Raw genomic sequence first — 23,287 nt, forward strand, 5'->3', positions numbered from 1 at the left:
CGCCGCGACTTTGCTACGCCTGCCACAATGGCTCCGTAACCATTGGAAAGTCAAAAACGCATCCCCCAACAACGGAAAAGTGTGAGGGCTGCCATCTAACGACGCTGTTCACCGACATTCGGGTGATTGATCACACGCAAGCGTCGGTTATTTGCGCGGCCTGCCATAACGGGCAGATCGCGCGAGGCAAGCCAGCGTTTCATATTCGAACGGCCGCGCCCTGCGAACTCTGTCACAAAACCACGACGAATTTCATGGTCGCCGTGAAGATGGATCACACGGGCATCGTGAGCGGTTGCGCGACCTGCCACGATAATGTGCGTGCCCTCGGAAAACCGCCGAGACATATCGCGACCAACCTACCTTGTGAGGTTTGTCACAAGAGCACGGTGACGTTCGCTGGAGCAAAATATCAGCACCAGGCGTCGGACACCAACTGTTCGTCCTGCCACAATGGGACGACGGCGACCGGGCAGACGACGCCGCCGCACATCCCGGTCGCCGGCGTGCAGTGCTCGAACTGCCACAGCAACACGGCGTCGAGCTTCAAGACCTATACGATGAGCCATGCGGCGGTGAGCGCGGCGCGCTGCGACAGCTGCCACAACGGCTCCTATGTCGGCGAGGGAACGAAGGGGGCGCAGGGCACGGCGTCCTATCCCGGCCACGTCGCCGTCGCCGGGCGCGACTGCAAGAGCTGCCACGCCACGGCCGCGACGACCTTCACGAGCTGGGCGGGCGGCGTCTATCAGCACCAGGCGTCGGACACCAATTGTTCGTCCTGCCACAACGGCACGACGGCGACCGGGCAGACGACGCCGCCGCACATCCCGGTCGCCGGCGTGCAGTGCTCGAACTGCCACAGCAATACGGCGTCGAGCTTCAAGACCTATACGATGAGCCATGCGGCGGTGAGCGCGGCGCGCTGCGACAGCTGCCACAACGGCTCCTATGTCGGCGAGGGAACGAAGGGGGCGCAGGGCACGGCGTCCTATCCCGGCCACGTCGCCGTCGCCGGCCGCGACTGCAAGAGCTGCCACGCCACGGCCGCGACGACCTTCACGAGCTGGGCGGGCGGCGTCTATCAGCACCAGGCGTCCGACACCAACTGCGCCTCCTGCCACAACGGGACGACGGCGACCGGCCAGACGACGCCGCCGCACATCCCGGCGGCGGGCGTGCAGTGCTCGAACTGCCACAGCAATACGGCGTCGAGCTTCAAGACCTATACGATGAGCCATGCGGCGGTGAGCGCGGCGCGCTGCGACAGCTGCCACAACGGCTCCTACACGGGCGAGGGAACGAAGGGGGCGCAGGGCACGGCTTCCTATCCCGGCCACGTCGCCGTCGCCGGGCGCGACTGCAAGAGCTGCCACGCCACGGCCGCGACGACCTTCACGAGCTGGGCGGGCGGCGTCTATCAGCACCAGGCGTCGGACACCAATTGTTCGTCCTGCCACAATGGCACGACGGCGACCGGCCAGACGACGCCGCCGCACATCCCGGCGGCGGGCGTGCAGTGCTCGAACTGCCACAGCAACACGGCGTCGAGCTTCAAGACCTATACGATGAGCCATGCGGCGGTGAGCGCGGCGCGCTGCGACAGCTGCCACAACGGCTCCTATGTCGGCGAGGGAACGAAGGGGGCGCAGGGCACGGCTTCCTATCCTGGCCACGTCGCCGTCGCCGGCCGCGACTGCAAGAGCTGCCACGCCACGGCCGCGACGACCTTCACGAGCTGGGCGGGCGGCGTCTATCAGCACCAGGCGTCGGACACCAATTGTTCGTCCTGCCACAATGGCACGACGGCGACCGGCCAGACGACGCCGCCGCACATCCCGGCGGCGGGCGTGCAGTGCTCGAACTGCCACAGCAACACGGCGTCGAGCTTCAAGACCTATACGATGAGCCATGCGGCGGTGAGCGCGGCGCGCTGCGACAGCTGCCACAACGGCTCCTATGTCGGCGAGGGAACGAAGGGGGCGCAGGGCACGGCTTCCTATCCTGGCCACGTCGCCGTCGCCGGCCGCGACTGCAAGAGCTGCCACGCCACGGCCGCGACGACCTTCACGAGCTGGGCGGGCGGCGTCTATCAGCACCAGGCGTCCGACACCAACTGCGCGTCCTGCCACAACGGCACGACGGCGACCGGGCAGACGACGCCGCCGCACATCCCGGCGGCCGGCGTGCAGTGCTCGAACTGCCACAGCAACACGGCGTCGAGCTTCAAGACCTATACGATGAGCCATGCGGCGGTGAGCGCGGCGCGCTGCGACAGCTGCCACAACGGCTCCTACACGGGCGAGGGAACGAAGGGGGCGCAGGGCACGGCGTCCTATCCCGGCCACGTCGCCGTCGCCGGCCGCGACTGCAAGAGCTGCCACGCCACGGCCGCGACGACCTTCACGAGCTGGGCGGGCGGCGTCTATCAGCACCAGGCGTCGGACACCAATTGTTCGTCCTGCCACAATGGCACGACGGCGACCGGCCAGACGACGCCGCCGCACATCCCGGCGGCGGGCGTGCAGTGCTCGAACTGCCACAGCAACACGGCGTCGAGCTTCAAGACCTATACGATGAGCCATGCGGCGGTGAGCGCGGCGCGCTGCGACAGCTGCCACAACGGCTCCTATGTCGGCGAGGGAACGAAGGGGGCGCAGGGCACGGCGTCCTATCCCGGCCACGTCGCCGTCGCCGGCCGCGACTGCAAGAGCTGCCACGCCACGGCCGCGACGACCTTCACGAGCTGGGCGGGCGGCGTCTATCAGCACCAGGCGTCGGACACCAACTGCGCGTCCTGCCACAACGGCACGACGGCGACCGGCCAGACGACGCCGCCGCACATCCCGGTCGCCGGCGTGCAGTGCTCGAACTGCCACAGCAACACGGCGTCGAGCTTCAAGACCTATACGATGAGCCATGCGGCGGTGAGCGCGGCGCGCTGCGACAGCTGCCACAACGGCTCCTATGTCGGCGAGGGAACGAAGGGGGCGCAGGGCACGGCGTCCTATCCCGGCCACGTCGCCGTCGCCGGCCGCGACTGCAAGAGCTGCCACGCCACGGCCGCGACGACCTTCACGAGCTGGGCGGGCGGCGTCTATCAGCACCAGGCGTCCGACACCAACTGCGCGTCCTGCCACAACGGCACGACGGCGACCGGGCAGACGACGCCGCCGCACATCCCGGCGGCGGGCGTGCAGTGCTCGAACTGCCACAGCAATACGGCGTCGAGCTTCAAGACCTATACGATGAGCCATGCGGCGGTGAGCGCGGCGCGCTGCGACAGCTGCCACAACGGCTCCTATGTCGGCGAGGGAACGAAGGGGGCGCAGGGCACGGCGTCCTATCCCGGCCACGTCGCCGTCGCCGGCCGCGACTGCAAGAGCTGCCACGCCACGGCCGCGACGACCTTCACGAGCTGGGCGGGCGGCGTCTATCAGCACCAGGCGTCCGACACCAACTGCGCCTCCTGCCACAACGGGACGACGGCGACCGGCCAGACGACGCCGCCGCACATCCCGGCGGCGGGCGTGCAGTGCTCGAACTGCCACAGCAATACGGCGTCGAGCTTCAAGACCTATACGATGAGCCATGCGGCGGTGAGCGCGGCGCGCTGCGACAGCTGCCACAACGGCTCCTACACGGGCGAGGGAACGAAGGGGGCGCAGGGCACGGCTTCCTATCCCGGCCACGTCGCCGTCGCCGGGCGCGACTGCAAGAGCTGCCACGCCACGGCCGCGACGACCTTCACGAGCTGGGCGGGCGGCGTCTATCAGCACCAGGCGTCGGACACCAATTGTTCGTCCTGCCACAATGGCACGACGGCGACCGGCCAGACGACGCCGCCGCACATCCCGGCGGCGGGCGTGCAGTGCTCGAACTGCCACAGCAACACGGCGTCGAGCTTCAAGACCTATACGATGAGCCATGCGGCGGTGAGCGCGGCGCGCTGCGACAGCTGCCACAACGGCTCCTATGTCGGCGAGGGAACGAAGGGGGCGCAGGGCACGGCTTCCTATCCTGGCCACGTCGCCGTCGCCGGCCGCGACTGCAAGAGCTGCCACGCCACGGCCGCGACGACCTTCACGAGCTGGGCGGGCGGCGTCTATCAGCACCAGGCGTCGGACACCAATTGTTCGTCCTGCCACAATGGCACGACGGCGACCGGCCAGACGACGCCGCCGCACATCCCGGCGGCGGGCGTGCAGTGCTCGAACTGCCACAGCAACACGGCGTCGAGCTTCAAGACCTATACGATGAGCCATGCGGCGGTGAGCGCGGCGCGCTGCGACAGCTGCCACAACGGCTCCTATGTCGGCGAGGGAACGAAGGGGGCGCAGGGCACGGCTTCCTATCCTGGCCACGTCGCCGTCGCCGGCCGCGACTGCAAGAGCTGCCACGCCACGGCCGCGACGACCTTCACGAGCTGGGCGGGCGGCGTCTATCAGCACCAGGCGTCCGACACCAACTGCGCGTCCTGCCACAACGGCACGACGGCGACCGGGCAGACGACGCCGCCGCACATCCCGGCGGCCGGCGTGCAGTGCTCGAACTGCCACAGCAACACGGCGTCGAGCTTCAAGACCTATACGATGAGCCATGCGGCGGTGAGCGCGGCGCGCTGCGACAGCTGCCACAACGGCTCCTACACGGGCGAGGGAACGAAGGGGGCGCAGGGCACGGCGTCCTATCCCGGCCACGTCGCCGTCGCCGGCCGCGACTGCAAGAGCTGCCACGCCACGGCCGCGACGACCTTCACGAGCTGGGCGGGCGGCGTCTATCAGCACCAGGCGTCGGACACCAATTGTTCGTCCTGCCACAATGGCACGACGGCGACCGGCCAGACGACGCCGCCGCACATCCCGGCGGCGGGCGTGCAGTGCTCGAACTGCCACAGCAACACGGCGTCGAGCTTCAAGACCTATACGATGAGCCATGCGGCGGTGAGCGCGGCGCGCTGCGACAGCTGCCACAACGGCTCCTATGTCGGCGAGGGAACGAAGGGGGCGCAGGGCACGGCGTCCTATCCCGGCCACGTCGCCGTCGCCGGCCGCGACTGCAAGAGCTGCCACGCCACGGCCGCGACGACCTTCACGAGCTGGGCGGGCGGCGTCTATCAGCACCAGGCGTCCGACACCAACTGCGCGTCCTGCCACAACGGGACGACGGCGACCGGGCAGACGACGCCGCCGCACATCCCGGCGGCCGGCGTGCAGTGCTCGAACTGCCACAGCAACACGGCGTCGAGCTTCAAGACCTATACGATGAGCCATGCGGCGGTGAGCGCGGCGCGCTGCGACAGCTGCCACAACGGCTCCTACACGGGCGAGGGAACGAAGGGGGCGCAGGGCACGGCGTCCTATCCCGGCCACGTCGCCGTCGCCGGCCGCGACTGCAAGAGCTGCCACGCCACGGCCGCGACGACCTTCACGAGCTGGGCGGGCGGCGTCTATCAGCACCAGGCGTCGGACACCAATTGTTCGTCCTGCCACAATGGCACGACGGCGACCGGCCAGACGACGCCGCCGCACATCCCGGCGGCGGGCGTGCAGTGCTCGAACTGCCACAGCAACACGGCGTCGAGCTTCAAGACCTATACGATGAGCCATGCGGCGGTGAGCGCGGCGCGCTGCGACAGCTGCCACAACGGCTCCTATGTCGGCGAGGGAACGAAGGGGGCGCAGGGCACGGCGTCCTATCCCGGCCACGTCGCCGTCGCCGGCCGCGACTGCAAGAGCTGCCACGCGAACGCGGCGACGACCTTCACGAGCTGGGCGGGCGGCGTCTATCAGCACCAGGCGTCGGACACCAACTGCGCGTCCTGCCACAATGGCACGACGGCGACCGGCCAGACGACGCCGCCGCACATCCCGGCGGCCGGCGTGCAGTGCTCGAACTGCCACAGCAATACGGCGTCGAGCTTCAAGACCTATACGATGAGCCATGCGGCGGTGAGCGCGGCGCGCTGCGACAGCTGCCACAACGGCTCCTATGTCGGCGAGGGAACGAAGGGGGCGCAGGGCACGGCGTCCTATCCCGGCCACGTCGCCGTCGCCGGCCGCGACTGCAAGAGCTGCCACGCCACGGCCGCGACGACCTTCACGAGCTGGGCGGGCGGCGTCTATCAGCACCAGGCGTCGGACACCAACTGTTCGTCCTGCCACAATGGGACGACGGCGACCGGCCAGACGACGCCGCCGCACATCCCGGCGGCCGGCGTGCAGTGCTCGAACTGCCACAGCAATACGGCGTCGAGCTTCAAGACCTATACGATGAGCCATGCGGCGGTGAGCGCGGCGCGCTGCGACAGCTGCCACAACGGCTCCTATGTCGGCGAGGGAACGAAGGGGGCGCAGGGCACGGCGTCCTATCCCGGCCACGTCGCCGTCGCCGGCCGCGACTGCAAGAGCTGCCACGCCACGGCCGCGACGACCTTCACGAGCTGGGCGGGCGGCGTCTATCAGCACCAGGCGTCCGACACCAACTGCGCCTCCTGCCACAACGGGACGACGGCGACCGGCCAGACGACGCCGCCGCACATCCCGGCGGCCGGCGTGCAGTGCTCGAACTGCCACAGCAATACGGCGTCGAGCTTCAAGACCTATACGATGAGCCATGCGGCGGTGAGCGCGGCGCGCTGCGACAGCTGCCACAACGGCTCCTATGTCGGCGAGGGAACGAAGGGGGCGCAGGGCACGGCGTCCTATCCCGGCCACGTCGCCGTCGCCGGCCGCGACTGCAAGAGCTGCCACGCGAACGCGGCGACGACCTTCACGAGCTGGGCGGGCGGCGTCTATCAGCACCAGGCGTCGGACACCAACTGTTCGTCCTGCCACAATGGGACGACGGCGACCGGCCAGACGACGCCGCCGCACATCCCGGCGGCCGGCGTGCAGTGCTCGAACTGCCACAGCAATACGGCGTCGAGCTTCAAGACCTATACGATGAGCCATGCGGCGGTGAGCGCGGCGCGCTGCGACAGCTGCCACAACGGCTCCTATGTCGGCGAGGGAACGAAGGGGGCGCAGGGCACGGCGTCCTATCCCGGCCACGTCGCCGTCGCCGGCCGCGACTGCAAGAGCTGCCACGCGAACGCGGCGACGACCTTCACGAGCTGGGCGGGCGGCGTCTATCAGCACCAGGCGTCGGACACCAACTGTTCGTCCTGCCACAATGGGACGACGGCGACCGGCCAGACGACGCCGCCGCACATCCCGGCGGCGGGCGTGCAGTGCTCGAACTGCCACAGCAACACGGCGTCGAGCTTCAAGACCTATACGATGAGCCATGCGGCGGTGAGCGCGGCGCGCTGCGACAGCTGCCACAACGGCTCCTATGTCGGCGAGGGAACGAAGGGGGCGCAGGGCACGGCGTCCTATCCCGGCCACGTCGCCGTCGCCGGCCGCGACTGCAAGAGCTGCCACGCGAACGCGGCGACGACCTTCACGAGCTGGGCGGGCGGCGTCTATCAGCACCAGGCGTCGGACACCAACTGTTCGTCCTGCCACAATGGGACGACGGCGACCGGCCAGACGACGCCGCCGCACATCCCGGCGGCCGGCGTGCAGTGCTCGAACTGCCACAGCAATACGGCGTCGAGCTTCAAGACCTATACGATGAGCCATGCGGCGGTGAGCGCGGCGCGCTGCGACAGCTGCCACAACGGCTCCTATGTCGGCGAGGGAACGAAGGGGGCGCAGGGCACGGCGTCCTATCCCGGCCACGTCGCCGTCGCTGGCCGCGACTGCAAGAGCTGCCACGCCACGGCCGCGACGACCTTCACGAGCTGGGCGGGCGGCGTCTATCAGCACCAGGCGTCGGACACCAACTGTTCGTCCTGCCACAATGGGACGACGGCGACCGGCCAGACGACGCCGCCGCACATCCCGGTCGCCGGCGTGCAGTGCTCGAACTGCCACAGCAACACGGCGTCGAGCTTCAAGACCTATACGATGAGCCATGCGGCGGTGAGCGCGGCGCGCTGCGACAGCTGCCACAACGGCTCCTATGTCGGCGAGGGAACGAAGGGGGCGCAGGGCACGGCGTCCTATCCCGGCCACGTCGCCGTCGCCGGCCGCGACTGCAAGAGCTGCCACGCGAACGCGGCGACGACCTTCACGAGCTGGGCGGGCGGCGTCTATCAGCACCAGGCGTCGGACACCAACTGTTCGTCCTGCCACAATGGGACGACGGCGACCGGCCAGACGACGCCGCCGCACATCCCGGTCGCCGGCGTGCAGTGCTCGAACTGCCACAGCAATACGGCGTCGAGCTTCAAGACCTATACGATGAGCCATGCGGCGGTGAGCGCGGCGCGCTGCGACAGCTGCCACAACGGCTCCTATGTCGGCGAGGGAACGAAGGGGGCGCAGGGCACGGCGTCCTATCCTGGCCACGTCGCCGTCGCCGGCCGCGACTGCAAGAGCTGCCACGCCACGGCCGCGACGACCTTCACGAGCTGGGCGGGCGGCGTCTATCAGCACCAGGCGTCGGACACCAATTGTTCGTCCTGCCACAACGGCACGACGGCGACCGGGCAGACGACGCCGCCGCACATCCCGGTCGCCGGCGTGCAGTGCTCGAACTGCCACAGCAATACGGCGTCGAGCTTCAAGACCTATACGATGAGCCATGCGGCGGTGAGCGCGGCGCGCTGCGACAGCTGCCACAACGGCTCCTATGTCGGCGAGGGAACGAAGGGGGCGCAGGGCACGGCGTCCTATCCCGGCCACGTCGCCGTCGCCGGCCGCGACTGCAAGAGCTGCCACGCCACGGCCGCGACGACCTTCACGAGCTGGGCGGGCGGCGTCTATCAGCACCAGGCGTCCGACACCAACTGCGCCTCCTGCCACAACGGGACGACGGCGACCGGCCAGACGACGCCGCCGCACATCCCGGCGGCGGGCGTGCAGTGCTCGAACTGCCACAGCAATACGGCGTCGAGCTTCAAGACCTATACGATGAGCCATGCGGCGGTGAGCGCGGCGCGCTGCGACAGCTGCCACAACGGCTCCTACACGGGCGAGGGAACGAAGGGGGCGCAGGGCACGGCTTCCTATCCCGGCCACGTCGCCGTCGCCGGGCGCGACTGCAAGAGCTGCCACGCCACGGCCGCGACGACCTTCACGAGCTGGGCGGGCGGCGTCTATCAGCACCAGGCGTCGGACACCAATTGTTCGTCCTGCCACAATGGCACGACGGCGACCGGCCAGACGACGCCGCCGCACATCCCGGCGGCGGGCGTGCAGTGCTCGAACTGCCACAGCAACACGGCGTCGAGCTTCAAGACCTATACGATGAGCCATGCGGCGGTGAGCGCGGCGCGCTGCGACAGCTGCCACAACGGCTCCTATGTCGGCGAGGGAACGAAGGGGGCGCAGGGCACGGCTTCCTATCCTGGCCACGTCGCCGTCGCCGGCCGCGACTGCAAGAGCTGCCACGCCACGGCCGCGACGACCTTCACGAGCTGGGCGGGCGGCGTCTATCAGCACCAGGCGTCGGACACCAATTGTTCGTCCTGCCACAATGGCACGACGGCGACCGGCCAGACGACGCCGCCGCACATCCCGGCGGCGGGCGTGCAGTGCTCGAACTGCCACAGCAACACGGCGTCGAGCTTCAAGACCTATACGATGAGCCATGCGGCGGTGAGCGCGGCGCGCTGCGACAGCTGCCACAACGGCTCCTATGTCGGCGAGGGAACGAAGGGGGCGCAGGGCACGGCTTCCTATCCTGGCCACGTCGCCGTCGCCGGCCGCGACTGCAAGAGCTGCCACGCCACGGCCGCGACGACCTTCACGAGCTGGGCGGGCGGCGTCTATCAGCACCAGGCGTCCGACACCAACTGCGCGTCCTGCCACAACGGCACGACGGCGACCGGGCAGACGACGCCGCCGCACATCCCGGCGGCCGGCGTGCAGTGCTCGAACTGCCACAGCAACACGGCGTCGAGCTTCAAGACCTATACGATGAGCCATGCGGCGGTGAGCGCGGCGCGCTGCGACAGCTGCCACAACGGCTCCTACACGGGCGAGGGAACGAAGGGGGCGCAGGGCACGGCGTCCTATCCCGGCCACGTCGCCGTCGCCGGCCGCGACTGCAAGAGCTGCCACGCCACGGCCGCGACGACCTTCACGAGCTGGGCGGGCGGCGTCTATCAGCACCAGGCGTCGGACACCAATTGTTCGTCCTGCCACAATGGCACGACGGCGACCGGCCAGACGACGCCGCCGCACATCCCGGCGGCGGGCGTGCAGTGCTCGAACTGCCACAGCAACACGGCGTCGAGCTTCAAGACCTATACGATGAGCCATGCGGCGGTGAGCGCGGCGCGCTGCGACAGCTGCCACAACGGCTCCTATGTCGGCGAGGGAACGAAGGGGGCGCAGGGCACGGCGTCCTATCCCGGCCACGTCGCCGTCGCCGGCCGCGACTGCAAGAGCTGCCACGCCACGGCCGCGACGACCTTCACGAGCTGGGCGGGCGGCGTCTATCAGCACCAGGCGTCGGACACCAACTGCGCGTCCTGCCACAACGGCACGACGGCGACCGGCCAGACGACGCCGCCGCACATCCCGGTCGCCGGCGTGCAGTGCTCGAACTGCCACAGCAACACGGCGTCGAGCTTCAAGACCTATACGATGAGCCATGCGGCGGTGAGCGCGGCGCGCTGCGACAGCTGCCACAACGGGTCCTATGTCGGCGAGGGAACGAAGGGGGCGCAGGGCACGGCGTCCTATCCCGGCCACGTCGCCGTCGCCGGCCGCGACTGCAAGAGCTGCCACGCCACGGCCGCGACGACCTTCACGAGCTGGGCGGGCGGCGTCTATCAGCACCAGGCGTCCGACACCAACTGCGCGTCCTGCCACAACGGCACGACGGCGACCGGGCAGACGACGCCGCCGCACATCCCGGTCGCCGGCGTGCAGTGCTCGAACTGCCACAGCAATACGGCGTCGAGCTTCAAGACCTATACGATGAGCCATGCGGCGGTGAGCGCGGCGCGCTGCGACAGCTGCCACAACGGCTCCTATGTCGGCGAGGGAACGAAGGGGGCGCAGGGCACGGCTTCCTATCCCGGCCACGTCGCCGTCGCCGGGCGCGACTGCAAGAGCTGCCACGCCACGGCCGCGACGACCTTCACGAGCTGGGCGGGCGGCGTCTATCAGCACCAGGCGTCCGACACCAACTGCGCCTCCTGCCACAACGGGACGACGGCGACCGGCCAGACGACGCCGCCGCACATCCCGGCGGCGGGCGTGCAGTGCTCGAACTGCCACAGCAATACGGCGTCGAGCTTCAAGACCTATACGATGAGCCATGCGGCGGTGAGCGCGGCGCGCTGCGACAGCTGCCACAACGGCTCCTATGTCGGCGAGGGAACGAAGGGGGCGCAGGGCACGGCGTCCTATCCCGGCCACGTCGCCGTCGCCGGCCGCGACTGCAAGAGCTGCCACGCCACGGCCGCGACGACCTTCACGAGCTGGGCGGGCGGCGTCTATCAGCACCAGGCGTCGGACACCAATTGTTCGTCCTGCCACAACGGGACGACGGCGACCGGCCAGACGACGCCGCCGCACATCCCGGCGGCCGGCGTGCAGTGCTCGAACTGCCACAGCAATACGGCGTCGAGCTTCAAGACCTATACGATGAGCCATGCGGCGGTGAGCGCGGCGCGCTGCGACAGCTGCCACAACGGCTCCTACACGGGCGAGGGAACGAAGGGGGCGCAGGGCACGGCTTCCTATCCCGGCCACGTCGCCGTCGCCGGCCGCGACTGCAAGAGCTGCCACGCCACGGCCGCGACGACCTTCACGAGCTGGGCGGGCGGCGTCTATCAGCACCAGGCGTCGGACACCAACTGCGCGTCCTGCCACAACGGCACGACGGCGACCGGCCAGACGACGCCGCCGCACATCCCGGTCGCCGGCGTGCAGTGCTCGAACTGCCACAGCAACACGGCGTCGAGCTTCAAGACCTATACGATGAGCCATGCGGCGGTGAGCGCGGCGCGCTGCGACAGCTGCCACAACGGCTCCTACACGGGCGAGGGAACGAAGGGGGCGCAGGGCACGGCGTCCTATCCCGGCCACGTCGCCGTCGCCGGGCGCGACTGCAAGAGCTGCCACGCCACGGCCGCGACGACCTTCACGAGCTGGGCGGGCGGCGTCTATCAGCACCAGGCGTCGGACACCAATTGTTCGTCCTGCCACAACGGCACGACGGCGACCGGGCAGACGACGCCGCCGCACATCCCGGTCGCCGGCGTGCAGTGCTCGAACTGCCACAGCAATACGGCGTCGAGCTTCAAGACCTATACGATGAGCCATGCGGCGGTGAGCGCGGCGCGCTGCGACAGCTGCCACAACGGCTCCTATGTCGGCGAGGGAACGAAGGGGGCGCAGGGCACGGCGTCCTATCCCGGCCACGTCGCCGTCGCCGGGCGCGACTGCAAGAGCTGCCACGCCACGGCCGCGACGACCTTCACGAGCTGGGCGGGCGGCGTCTATCAGCACCAGGCGTCCGACACCAACTGCGCCTCCTGCCACAATGGCACGACGGCGACCGGGCAGACGACGCCGCCGCACATCCCGGTCGCCGGCGTGCAGTGCTCGAACTGCCACAGCAACACGGCGTCGAGCTTCAAGACCTATACGATGAGCCATGCGGCGGTGAGCGCGGCGCGCTGCGACAGCTGCCACAACGGCTCCTATGTCGGCGAGGGAACGAAGGGGGCGCAGGGCACGGCGTCCTATCCCGGCCACGTCGCCGTCGCCGGCCGCGACTGCAAGAGCTGCCACGCCACGGCCGCGACGACCTTCACGAGCTGGGCGGGCGGCGTCTATCAGCACCAGGCGTCCGACACCAACTGCGCCTCCTGCCACAATGGCACGACGGCGACCGGGCAGACGACGCCGCCGCACATCCCGGTCGCCGGCGTGCAGTGCTCGAACTGCCACAGCAACACGGCGTCGAGCTTCAAGACCTATACGATGAGCCATGCGGCGGTGAGCGCGGCGCGCTGCGACAGCTGCCACAACGGCTCCTATGTCGGCGAGGGAACGAAGGGGGCGCAGGGCACGGCGTCCTATCCCGGCCACGTCGCCGTCGCCGGCCGCGACTGCAAGAGCTGCCACGCCACGGCCGCGACGACCTTCACGAGCTGGGCGGGCGGCGTCTATCAGCACCAGGCGTCGGACACCAACTGTTCGTCCTGCCACAATGGGACGACGGCGACCGGCCAGACGACGCCGCCGCACATCCCGGTCGCCGGCGTGCAGTGCTCGAACTGCCACAGCAATACGGCGTCGAGCTTCCAAACGGCGAATATGAATCACGGGTCCGTGACGTCGATCCGCTGTGACAGCTGCCACAACGGGTCTTTCACAAGCCAGGGGGCCCGGGGTAAACCGAGCGACCATCCGAAAACCACCGCGGATTGCGGTTGCTGCCATTCGACGAACAGCTGGGAGAATCCGAAGCGGAGCGCGGGAACGTGCACAACGACGACCACAGGGGCGGCTTCTCCCGCGGCGCCCGCGGTTTCGCCGGCTCTTCGATCGGTGTTGAGGGCCCTGACTGGTAACGCAGCTGGGCCAGTTGGTCGACCCGGTTTGTCTGCCGATAGCGTGGTACAGCCGGCGCCTCTGCGTCCGAGCATTGGGGCGCCGATCCTTGGCGTCGGGCTTGCTCCGCCGGCCGCCTCAGCTGTTGCTCCGGCTTTGGGCGTCCCTCCGAGGGGGAACGGGAACTTCGGATCAGTGATCGCCGGCCGTCAGACAGGCCCGGTTGGAGTCAAATTCGACCATCTGACCGCAATCGGACCATGCGCGCGCTGCCACAACGGAAGAGAGGCGCTTGGCAAGCCGCCGATACATGTTCCCACCTCCGCGGCTTGTGACGCCTGTCACAAGACCACGCAGACATTCCACGGCGCCCGCTTCGAACACAGTCTTATCGCGGCGCCTTGCGCGAACTGTCACAATGGACGAGACGCTCAGGCGAAGCCCGCAAAGCACATTGTGACGACCGCGGGATGTGAAACCTGTCACAAGAGCACCAAGTCATTCGGCGGCGCACACTTCGAGCACATGGCCGTGGCGGCGCCATGTTCAAGTTGCCACAACGGTCGGGATGCGCAGGGCAAATCCGCTAACCACGTTTCGACGACGGCGGCCTGCGATACGTGCCACAAGAGCACGAAAACATTCGGCGGCGCGCGGTTTGATCACGGAGCCGCGGCGGCGCCATGCGCAAGCTGCCATAACGGCAAGGATGCGCCGGGCAAGCCCGCGAAACATGTTCCGACATCGGCGGCCTGCGATACGTGCCACAAGAGCACGAAGACATTCGGCGGCGCGCGGTTTGATCACGGAGCCGTGGCGGCGCCATGCGCAAGTTGCCATAATGGCAGGGATGCGCCGGGCAAGCCGGCGAAACATGTTCCGACATCGGCGGCCTGCGATACGTGCCACAAGAGCACGAAGACATTCGGCGGCGCGCGGTTTGATCACGGAGCCGTGGCGGCGCCATGCGCCAGCTGCCATAATGGCAGGGATGCGCCGGGCAAGCCGGCGAAACATGTTCCGACATCGGCGGCCTGCGATACGTGCCACAAGAGCACGAAGACATTCGGCGGCGCGCGGTTTGATCACGGAGCCGCGGCGGCGCCATGCGCAAGTTGCCATAACGGCACGGATGCGCCGGGCAAGCCCGCGAAACATGTCCTTACGATGGCGGCCTGCGATACGTGTCACAAGAGCACGAAAACATTCGGCGGCGCGCGGTTTGATCACGGAGCTGCGGCGGCGCCATGCGCAAGTTGCCATAACGGCACGGATGCGCCGGGCAAGCCCGCGAAACATGTCCTTACGATCGCGGCCTGCGATACGTGCCACAAGAGCACGAAAACGTTCGGCGGCGCGCGGTTCGATCACGCAGTCGCGGCGGCGCCATGCGCCAACTGCCATAACGGCAAGGACGCGCCGGGCAAGCCCGCGAAACATGTTCTTACGATGGCGGCCTGCGATACGTGCCACAAGAGCACGAAGACATTCGGCGGCGCGCGGTTTGATCACGGAGCCGTGGCGGCGCCTTGCGCCAGCTGCCATAACGGCACGGATGCGCCGGGCAAGCCCGCGAAACATGTTCTTACGACGGCGGCCTGCGATACGTGCCACAAGAGCACGAAGACATTCGGCGGCGCGCGGTTTGATCACGGAGCCGTGGCGGCGCCTTGCGCCAGCTGCCATAACGGTCTGGACGCGCCGGGCAAGCCTGCGAAACATGTTCCAACCTCGGCGGCCTGCGATACGTGCCACAAGAGCACGAAGACATTCGGCGGCGCGCGGTTTGATCACGGAGTCGTGGCGGCGCCTTGCGCCAGCTGCCATAACGGTCTGGACGCGCCGGGCAAGCCTGCGAAACATGTTCCAACCTCGGCGGCCTGCGATACGTGCCACAAGAGCATCAAGACGTTTGGGGGCGCGCGCTTCGATCACGCGGGCGTCACGGCTCCTTGCATCAGCTGTCATAACGGTCGGGATGCGACCGGAAAGTCTTTGAAGCACATCGTAACAATGGCCTCGTGCGAGGAGTGCCACAAGAACACGATGAGCTTCGACATCGTTCGCCCGACCCTGCGCGATCGCGGATTCTGATCAGGATCGCCTGAATTCTCGACAATGCTGGCGCGATCGCGCGCCGTTCGTTGGGGATTGTCGCAGGCCCCGGAGCTCGTTCCAAAGAACAGATCTTCCCGATGCGGTGCGTCTGATCACAAAATCAAGGTTTTTCAGTCTCATTTAAGCACATCGCGCTTCATTTGCTTTAGTAAAGAGCCTGATTCGATGGCGACTCAAAGCAGCACTCACGTGCCCGCGAGATGCCTGGTTCCGTTCTTCCTCTCTTCGACTGTCATCGTCGTGATCGTCGAGATCTCCAGAGACGTTCTGCACAAATTCCCGAGCGCGCTTCGTTCATAGAACAACAGGAATCTCACATGAAACGAGAATGAAACAGCATTAATCGAAGCTGAATTCGAGAAGTAGGAAATCGTTGTTTTGACGGACCGAGGTCATATTCCGGTCCAGAAACGCCAGTGTTTTCGGTCTGCCATTCCTGCGCCCATTTAACCTCTGGAAACGAATGCGTCGAAGCAGATTACATCTGAGGCTTTCATCGCGTCACGTTTGGATTCTATCGCTTGCGACGGCGATAGCGGCTACTTCGGCGCGTGCGGAGCCGATAATTGACCAGTTCGCCGCTGGTGCGCGCGTGAGCGCAGCAAACGGTTGTGCATTATTGAAAGTGGATTTTCACTACCGTGTCCGATATATCGGTCATTTTCCGCAGGATCGCAGCGATGAACTGCGGATAAATCTGCAGACGATTGATCCGACGACGCTTGACCAGCTTCGCCTCGTTAAGCGAGAGGGCGTGCCCGTCGACGACATGGCCGTCGCCGGCGTTACGGCTGTAACGGTGGATCTGGATCGCGCAGTGGGGCCGATCCTGCGCATACAGTTCAATCGCGCTGTTTCGTATGACGTCGCGCAGTTCGGAAGCTTCGACAGCATTTCAGTCGCGCTTCCGACACCGGGTTCGACGGCGAACTGCAAAGCGGCCGACTTCGCAATCCGACAGGATCAGTCGCTGGGAAACACGCCGACAGTTGCGCCTGCTCCACGTCCGAACATAAATCGACAGCGAAAAGCCAGCGTGGCAGAGATAAAATTCGTCGAGGCGTCGATGGACGAAGCACGCTATGCGATCAAGAAAGGCCGTCTCAATGATGCGATATCGCTCTTGAAAAAGGCGCTGGCGATCCCGGAGAACCAGTATACAGCTGATGCGTTGGAGCTGCTTGGCGAAGTACGTCAGAAAGCTGGACAGAACGACCAAGCGCGTGACGATTTCAAAGAATATTTGCGGCGTTACCCGACTGGCGAGGGAGCCGCGCGCGTGACCCAGCGCTTGGGCGGTTTCGGCGCCGGCCCAAGGCAGCCGCCGCCGCCCGCGTTCTTGCGCGGCAGTCTCTCGCCGGAAGCGGCAAAGCTCGGCGGTGAGCCGACGGAACGCTCGGACAGGTCGATATGGTCGATGTCCGGCAGTATTTCGAGCTTTTACATCCGTGACGACAGCTACAACGTCATAAAGGATATCTCGGTCGCGCCAAATCCAAACGCCGATCCGGATGCGCATCGGCTGCACCAGGACACGTTCCTTACCAATTTCGATCTTTACGGCACGATCAACAACGAACAGTCCAAAACCAAATTCAAGATTGCCGGTGCAGACGAACATAATATGCTGCCGGACCGTCCCGATATCGACCGCTATGGCATCTCCACAGCCTACATTGAATCAACACTAATGGAATATGATCTGATGGCGCGAATAGGTCGTCAGACGCGTAACACGGGCGGCGTCATCGGGCGCTTCGACGGCGGCCTGTTGAGCTGGCAGGCAAATCAGATGTTTCGCCTGAACGCCGTGGGCGGCTCTGCGAACTGGAGTCGCTTCGACGCGCCCTTCAAGGGTAACCGATATCTTGCGGGCGCCAGCCTCGACATCGCAAATCTGGCTGATGGACTAGGACTCAGTCTGTTTATCATTCAGCAAAATGACCGATGGCTTCTCGACCGGCGCGCTGTCGGCAGCGAGTTCCGCTACTTTGACAAAAACAAATCGGCTCTAGGTATGATCGATTACGACGTCCACTTCCAGCGTTTGAACGCTGCGGTGCTGTCTGGTTCGTGGACGTTCGACGACAAGTCGGTGCTGTCGGGAACGTTCGATCATCGTCGCGTGCCGTATCTGTCGAGTTGGAACGCACTGCAAGGACAGCCGTTTTTGACGCTCTTCGACATGTTGAAATTCAACACGCGAGACGACATCCGGCGGTTCGCAATCGACCGAACGCCGGTATTCGAGTCGGCGATGGCGAGCTATTCCCGGCCACTGAACGACAATTTTCAAGTCAATTTAGACGCGACGGTGACGCGGCTAAGCGGCACGTTTCCATCGGGCGGCGTCGACGGAACATTGCCGAGCGGGACGGAGTACTACTTCTCCGGCCAGGTTATGGGCTCGAGCCTGTTCACGTCGGACGACATGTACTCAGGCGCGTTTCGGTTTGCGCGTCTTGCCGATTCCAACGTCTATTTTGTCGACGTCAATGCGCGCTATCCATGGAGTGAAACTGTTCGGCTGAGCCCCCGGTTTCGCGCCGGCTATCGCGACGGCCGCTACGCGCGGCTCAAAGAAACCACGGTGCTTCCGTCGATCCTTGTGGACTACATGTGGTCGAAGAATCTGGCGGTGGAGGCAGAGATTGGTACCAAATGGATCTGGTCCGACGCCTTGGGTATAAGGTCGACCACGAAAAATTTGTATGTGACGATGGGCTTGCGATCGGATTTCAGCACAGACGGTTTGTATCGCTGCGCCGGCCTGCTAACCCCCTGCGTCGGAATGTTGCTCGGACCACCCACCGCCGACGCCCAGGTGAAGCATGACGAGGTCTATTATCGCGATGTGCTGCTTCGAGCCGATTCTCCGCCGGTGACGTCAGCCTTCGTCATGCAGGGGGGGCTTCGGTATTGGTATAATCGCGGCAATAATAGATATGACTATTTTTCAGATGCCTCGACGGACACGCGGGTATCGCGATTGAACTATGCGAGACTGTCCTCGCACGCCGGCGAACTATTTTTTCGCGCCGATGCGCGGCGCGGACTCATTCGCAATTTTTTCTTGAAGGGATACGTTGGAGGCGGCGGCATTGGATCTGGACTGCTTTATAACGAGGATTTCGTGCCATTTGTTGATCGCTACTCCAAAACGGAGAGCGCCGTTTCAGGTAAGTTGCACTATGCAAGTATAGATCTGGGATATAATGTGTACGCTAATGAAACGTTCCGCCTTGGCGCGTTTGTTGGATTTCACAGTTGGCTCGAGAAAGTTAATGCAAGCGGGTGCATGCAAACAGGCCTAAGTTCAATATGCGCTCCGCCATTGCCAGAAAGCATGATGGTAATATCTGAAAAGGACAGGTGGAATTCATTCCGGGTAGGCGCAGTGGTCGATGTAAACATTACAGACAGGCTGAAATTAAATTGCGATATAGCTCTTGTATCCACGTCTCAGCGACCGCAGGATACACATTACTTTACGTTTGGAGCTGACCCCGCCAAAGGTTTCGGCGGCGGATTTCAGGCGGAAACCGGGCTGTCATATCAACTCACGGATAGGCTTGGCGTTGGTGTGGGGTTCCGCTGGTGGCGTCTCAACACCAACGCTATCGACATGTATGGCCAGCTTCTTAGATACCGTACCGATCGATATGGGTTATTCGGGCAGGCGAACTACAGGCTGAGCTGGGGCGATTATCCGCTCGAGCCGATAGCGCAACAAGAGTAAACTCCATCAGCTGAGGCTGCGGTCGACCTCGGGGATGTTGGGGACCAATTCGTATAGGATGCAATCCTTGTCGGAACAGTGAGTGCATTCTCCGCTTGGCGGTGTTGACCTTGAGATGGCGATCCTTACCGACCCTCTCGGCGCGCCGAGCAGCGTCAACAACACGAAGGCGAAGGAGTTTAAGAGAAGAGAAGGCTGTCGCGGTGATGTGGATCTGGCAACGCCATTCGGATGCCTTGCTTTCCTCGCCCGAAAGCCGGACCCGGGGGATCGAAATCCGTATCTTGCAAAAAGTCCCCATCCGCGCCCACTTGTGATGGCTGTGGCGGCGGCCGACGACCAGAAGACTGGAGTCGTCTTCCATCGTCTAGCGCCGCCTAGCGGGGAGGAGACTGCCTCTGGTTTCCACGATTGAGCATCGCTTCGACAAATGCAGCGCGCCTTCGCGCAAACGCCTTCCTCGGGGGCGTCATTCGTAACCGCTGTTTTCAGGCCACCTCTTTGAAGGCCGCGGCGGATTGTGCATAGGCCCAAGGCATCAGTTCGTCGAGCTTACTGGCGAGATGGCCGTTGACGATCTTAGAAAGAGCGTCAGCGATGTAGGCCAGCGGATCGACGCCATTGAGCTTGCAGGTCTCGATGAGCGAGGCGACGATCGCCCAGTTTTCGCCGCCTCCGTCCGAACCCGCGAAGAGAGCGTTTTTCCGATTGAGGGCGATGGGACGGATTGCACGTTCGACGACATTGGAGTCGATCTCGATGCGCCCGTCGTCGATGAAGCGTGTCAGGCCGTCCCAGCGCGAGAGCGCGTAGCGGATCGCCTCGGCGAGCTTGGTCTTCTGGCTGATCAGCGCGAGTTTTTCACGCAGCCATGGCTCGAGCGCGTCGAGGATGGGGCGGGATTTCTCCTGCCGCGCGTCCCGACGTTTGCCGGCGCTTTGGCCGCGGATGTCGCTCTCGATGGCGTAGAGTTCGCCGATGCGCGCCAGAGCCTCGCTGGCGATCGGCGCGGGACCTGCTGCGGCGAGTTCGTAGAAGCGCCGGCGGACGTGAGACCAGCAGAAGGCGAGCGACACGCTGTTCTTCTGCGTCAGCGCGCGATAGCCGGCGTAACCGTCGACCTGCACGACGCCCGTGAAGCCAGCAAGATGCGTGAGCGGCTGCTCGGACTTTCGGTTTTGCGCATAGACATAGACTGCGATTGGCGGATCGGCGCCGCCCCATGGCCGGTCGTCACGCGCATAAGCCCAAAGTTGGCCAGTCTTGGTACGCCCGCGCCCGGGGTCGAGCACCGGCGCCCTTGTCTCGTCAGCGAAGATTTTCGTCGACGATCTGATGTGTTCCAGAAGCCGCTCGTGCACGGGCCGCAAATGCCAGGCGGCGCGACCAACCCAGTCGGCGAGCGTCGAACGGTCGAGGGCGATCCCCTGCCGGGCGTAGATCTGTGCTTGGCGATAAAGCGGAAGATGATCGGCGTATTTGGAAACGAGCACATGTGCGACTGTCACCTCCGTCGGCAAGCCGCCTTCGATCAGCCGCGCCGGGGCCGGCGCCTGCACGACCGCGCCCTCGCAGGCGCGACAAGCGTATTTGGGTCGACGCGTCACCAGCACGCGGAACTGCGCTGGCACGACGTCGAGCCGCTCAGAGACATCTTCGCCGATCTGGTGGAGCGCGCCCTTGCAGCAAGGACAGGCTTTATCCTCGATGTCGATGATGGTTTCGATGCGCGGGAGATGGGCAGGTAGCGCGCCACGGTTCGTGCGGCGCTTTCTGGCCGCCTTTTCACGTTCGGCGGCGGACTTGGCTTCCCCCTCCGCCGCGGCGCCCGCTTCCGTCTGCTCGACCTCTTCGAGCGCGAGCAGCATCTGGTCTTCGGGAAGGGTCTCGGCGCGCCGTCCAAAGCGATGGCGCTGCATCTCCTTGATGATCTGAACGAGACGCTCGTTGCGCGCCCGCTCGGCAAGCAGCATCGCCTTCAGTTCGTTTGGATCGTCGGGAAGCGTCTCGATCGCCTGCGCCATAGTCGCAGAAGACCATATTTTCCGCCGCCTTTCGACGTTCTTCGATGCCCTGATTCACTGTGTCGCGGCTTATCCCGGCAAGGTCGGCGCCGCCGTCTCTTTCGCCGCGCGCACGCGGCGAAAGTCGAGCCCCTCCAGCAGCGCCGAAAACTGCGCCGCGGACAACCGCATCACCCCGTCTTCGATCTTCGGCCAGCGGAACTCGCCATCTTCCAGCCGCTTGGCAAAGAGACAGACGCCCGTGCCGTCCCAGAACACCAGTTTGATGCGATCAGCCCTTTTCGCGCGGAACACATAAACAGCGCCGTCAAAAGGATCTGCCTGCATCGTCTCTCGGACCAGCGCAGCCAAGCCCTCGGCGCCCTTTCGGAAGTCGACGGGCTTCGTCGCCACCATGACGCGGATCGCGCCTGTCGGCCCGATCATGAACTCGCCTTCAAGGCGTCGATAATCGCCGTGACCATGCCCATGGGCGCGTCACGCCAGATCCAGACGCTTGCACCGTCAATTGCGAGCTCAATCACGTGCGGGCGAGCAACCGGTCTGCTCTCCGACCCCAGAGCGACGGGCGCTTCCTCTCGTCGCTCGACAACAACCGGCGCAAATGAAACAGCATCGAGTTCCGCTTGCCGTCGCGCCTTTCGTCGCCACGAAAACAATTGCTGCGGCGCCAGCCCATGCCGTCGCGCGACAACTGAAACCACCGCGCCAGGCGCAAGCGACTCTTCGACGGCTTGCGCCTTCTCCGCAACCGACCATCGTCGACGACGTTCGCCGCCGCCCGTGATCACTTCGATCCGGCGCACCGCTCCGCCATTAGGCTCAAGCGTAGGGTCAAGTCTGGACACAAGCCTTATCTCCAAATCAGGAGATCAGACTCGCTGCTTTCAGCATCGGTTGGAAGGTGGGACCGCAACAGCGCTTACCGTCATTCCAATCATTGGAAGGGAAATTGTCGTCGGTGACAGCCGTCGCTTTGATGCTATCGTCGGCCATGGCATGGTCTTCTTTCCAGCGAGACAACGCTGGAATCACTCGAGTTCGGAAGCCCCGAGACTGCGCCAGTAGATTTCAACCCGTCCCCGACGGGCTGTGTCTGAGTTCCGGAGTCGAGAACCCTAATTGCCCATTCGATATCCCATGCCACGGACCGTTCGAATGGTTTCGCGCCCGAGTTTTTTGCGCAGGCGCGCGATATAAACTTCGATAGTATTCGAATCGCGCACAGTTTCGATCGAATAGACGTGATCCATGAGTTCGTTCTGCGACACGATCCGTTCCGGGCGATACATCAGGTAACTAAGGATGCGCAATTCGAGCGTCGTCAGTTCGACATCGGCGCCACACTTGCGCACGAGGCCGGAGGTCGAGTCGACTTCAATGCCCATGTGCGACAGAATCGGATGCGACTTTCCATGCGAACGACGCACCAACGATCGCACGCGCGCAATTAATTCCTCGGGCTGAAAGGGTTTCTCCATATAGTCGTCCGCGCCGGCGTTTAGCGCATTTACACGGTAACGCCAGCCAATCAGGCCGGTGAGGACTAGCACTGGGAAATCCTGGCTGGACGCTCGCCATTTTTTAAGAACCTCTAAACCAGGAAGCCGAGGCAAACTCAGTTCGAGGATCGCTGCGTCGAAGGAGTGGCTTTCTCCCAACGCACAGCCTTTTTCGCCGTCGCGGACGATATCCACGACGAATGCAGCATCGACAAGAACACCCCTGATACAATCCGCCATCGCGGCGTTATTTTCGATTACGAGGATACGGATGGTGGCCTCCCAACATCGTTTACGCAAGGAATGGCAAGAAAATTGTACCGGCAGATTCGCGTTCTC

General features: G+C 65.1%; 6 protein-coding genes. 2 read left to right on the plus strand and 4 right to left on the minus strand.

Annotated elements, in window-relative coordinates; all coding sequences use genetic code 11:
* Positions 1 to 254: 254 nt before the first annotated feature.
* Positions 255 to 15,659 carry a hypothetical protein gene (locus OGR47_RS05205; RefSeq protein ID WP_216697888.1) on the plus strand — a complete coding sequence of 5,135 codons (15,405 nt, stop codon included), beginning with the start codon at positions 255 to 257 and terminating at the stop codon, positions 15,657 to 15,659.
* 616 nt (positions 15,660 to 16,275) lie between these two features.
* Complete coding sequence (locus OGR47_RS05210; RefSeq protein WP_165056269.1) at positions 16,276 to 19,422, plus strand: tetratricopeptide repeat protein; 3,147 nt, start codon at positions 16,276 to 16,278, stop codon at positions 19,420 to 19,422.
* A 488-nt stretch (positions 19,423 to 19,910) separates the two neighbouring features.
* On the opposite strand, the gene tnpC is transcribed toward OGR47_RS05210, so the two are convergent.
* The 4 genes from tnpC to OGR47_RS05230 form a co-directional block, all read right to left on the minus strand.
* Positions 19,911 to 21,446 carry an IS66 family transposase gene (gene tnpC, locus OGR47_RS05215; protein WP_216697874.1) on the minus strand — a complete coding sequence of 512 codons (1,536 nt, stop codon included), beginning with the start codon at positions 21,444 to 21,446 and terminating at the stop codon, positions 19,911 to 19,913.
* A gap of 69 nt (positions 21,447 to 21,515) precedes the next feature.
* Positions 21,516 to 21,872, minus strand: a complete 357-nt coding sequence (tnpB, locus tag OGR47_RS05220; protein ID WP_165056354.1) for an IS66 family insertion sequence element accessory protein TnpB — start codon at positions 21,870 to 21,872, stop codon at positions 21,516 to 21,518.
* Complete coding sequence (tnpA, locus tag OGR47_RS21860; protein WP_371824408.1) at positions 21,869 to 22,294, minus strand: IS66-like element accessory protein TnpA; 426 nt, start codon at positions 22,292 to 22,294, stop codon at positions 21,869 to 21,871. Before tnpA ends, tnpB begins: the two co-directional genes overlap by 4 nt.
* A 270-nt stretch (positions 22,295 to 22,564) precedes the next feature.
* Positions 22,565 to 23,188, minus strand: coding sequence for a response regulator transcription factor (locus tag OGR47_RS05230; protein ID WP_165047561.1), 624 nt, complete (start codon positions 23,186 to 23,188; stop codon positions 22,565 to 22,567).
* Positions 23,189 to 23,287 lie beyond the last annotated feature (99 nt).

This window comes from Methylocystis sp. MJC1 (assembly GCF_026427715.1).
In the GTDB taxonomy this organism is placed as follows: Bacteria; Pseudomonadota; Alphaproteobacteria; order Rhizobiales; family Beijerinckiaceae; genus Methylocystis.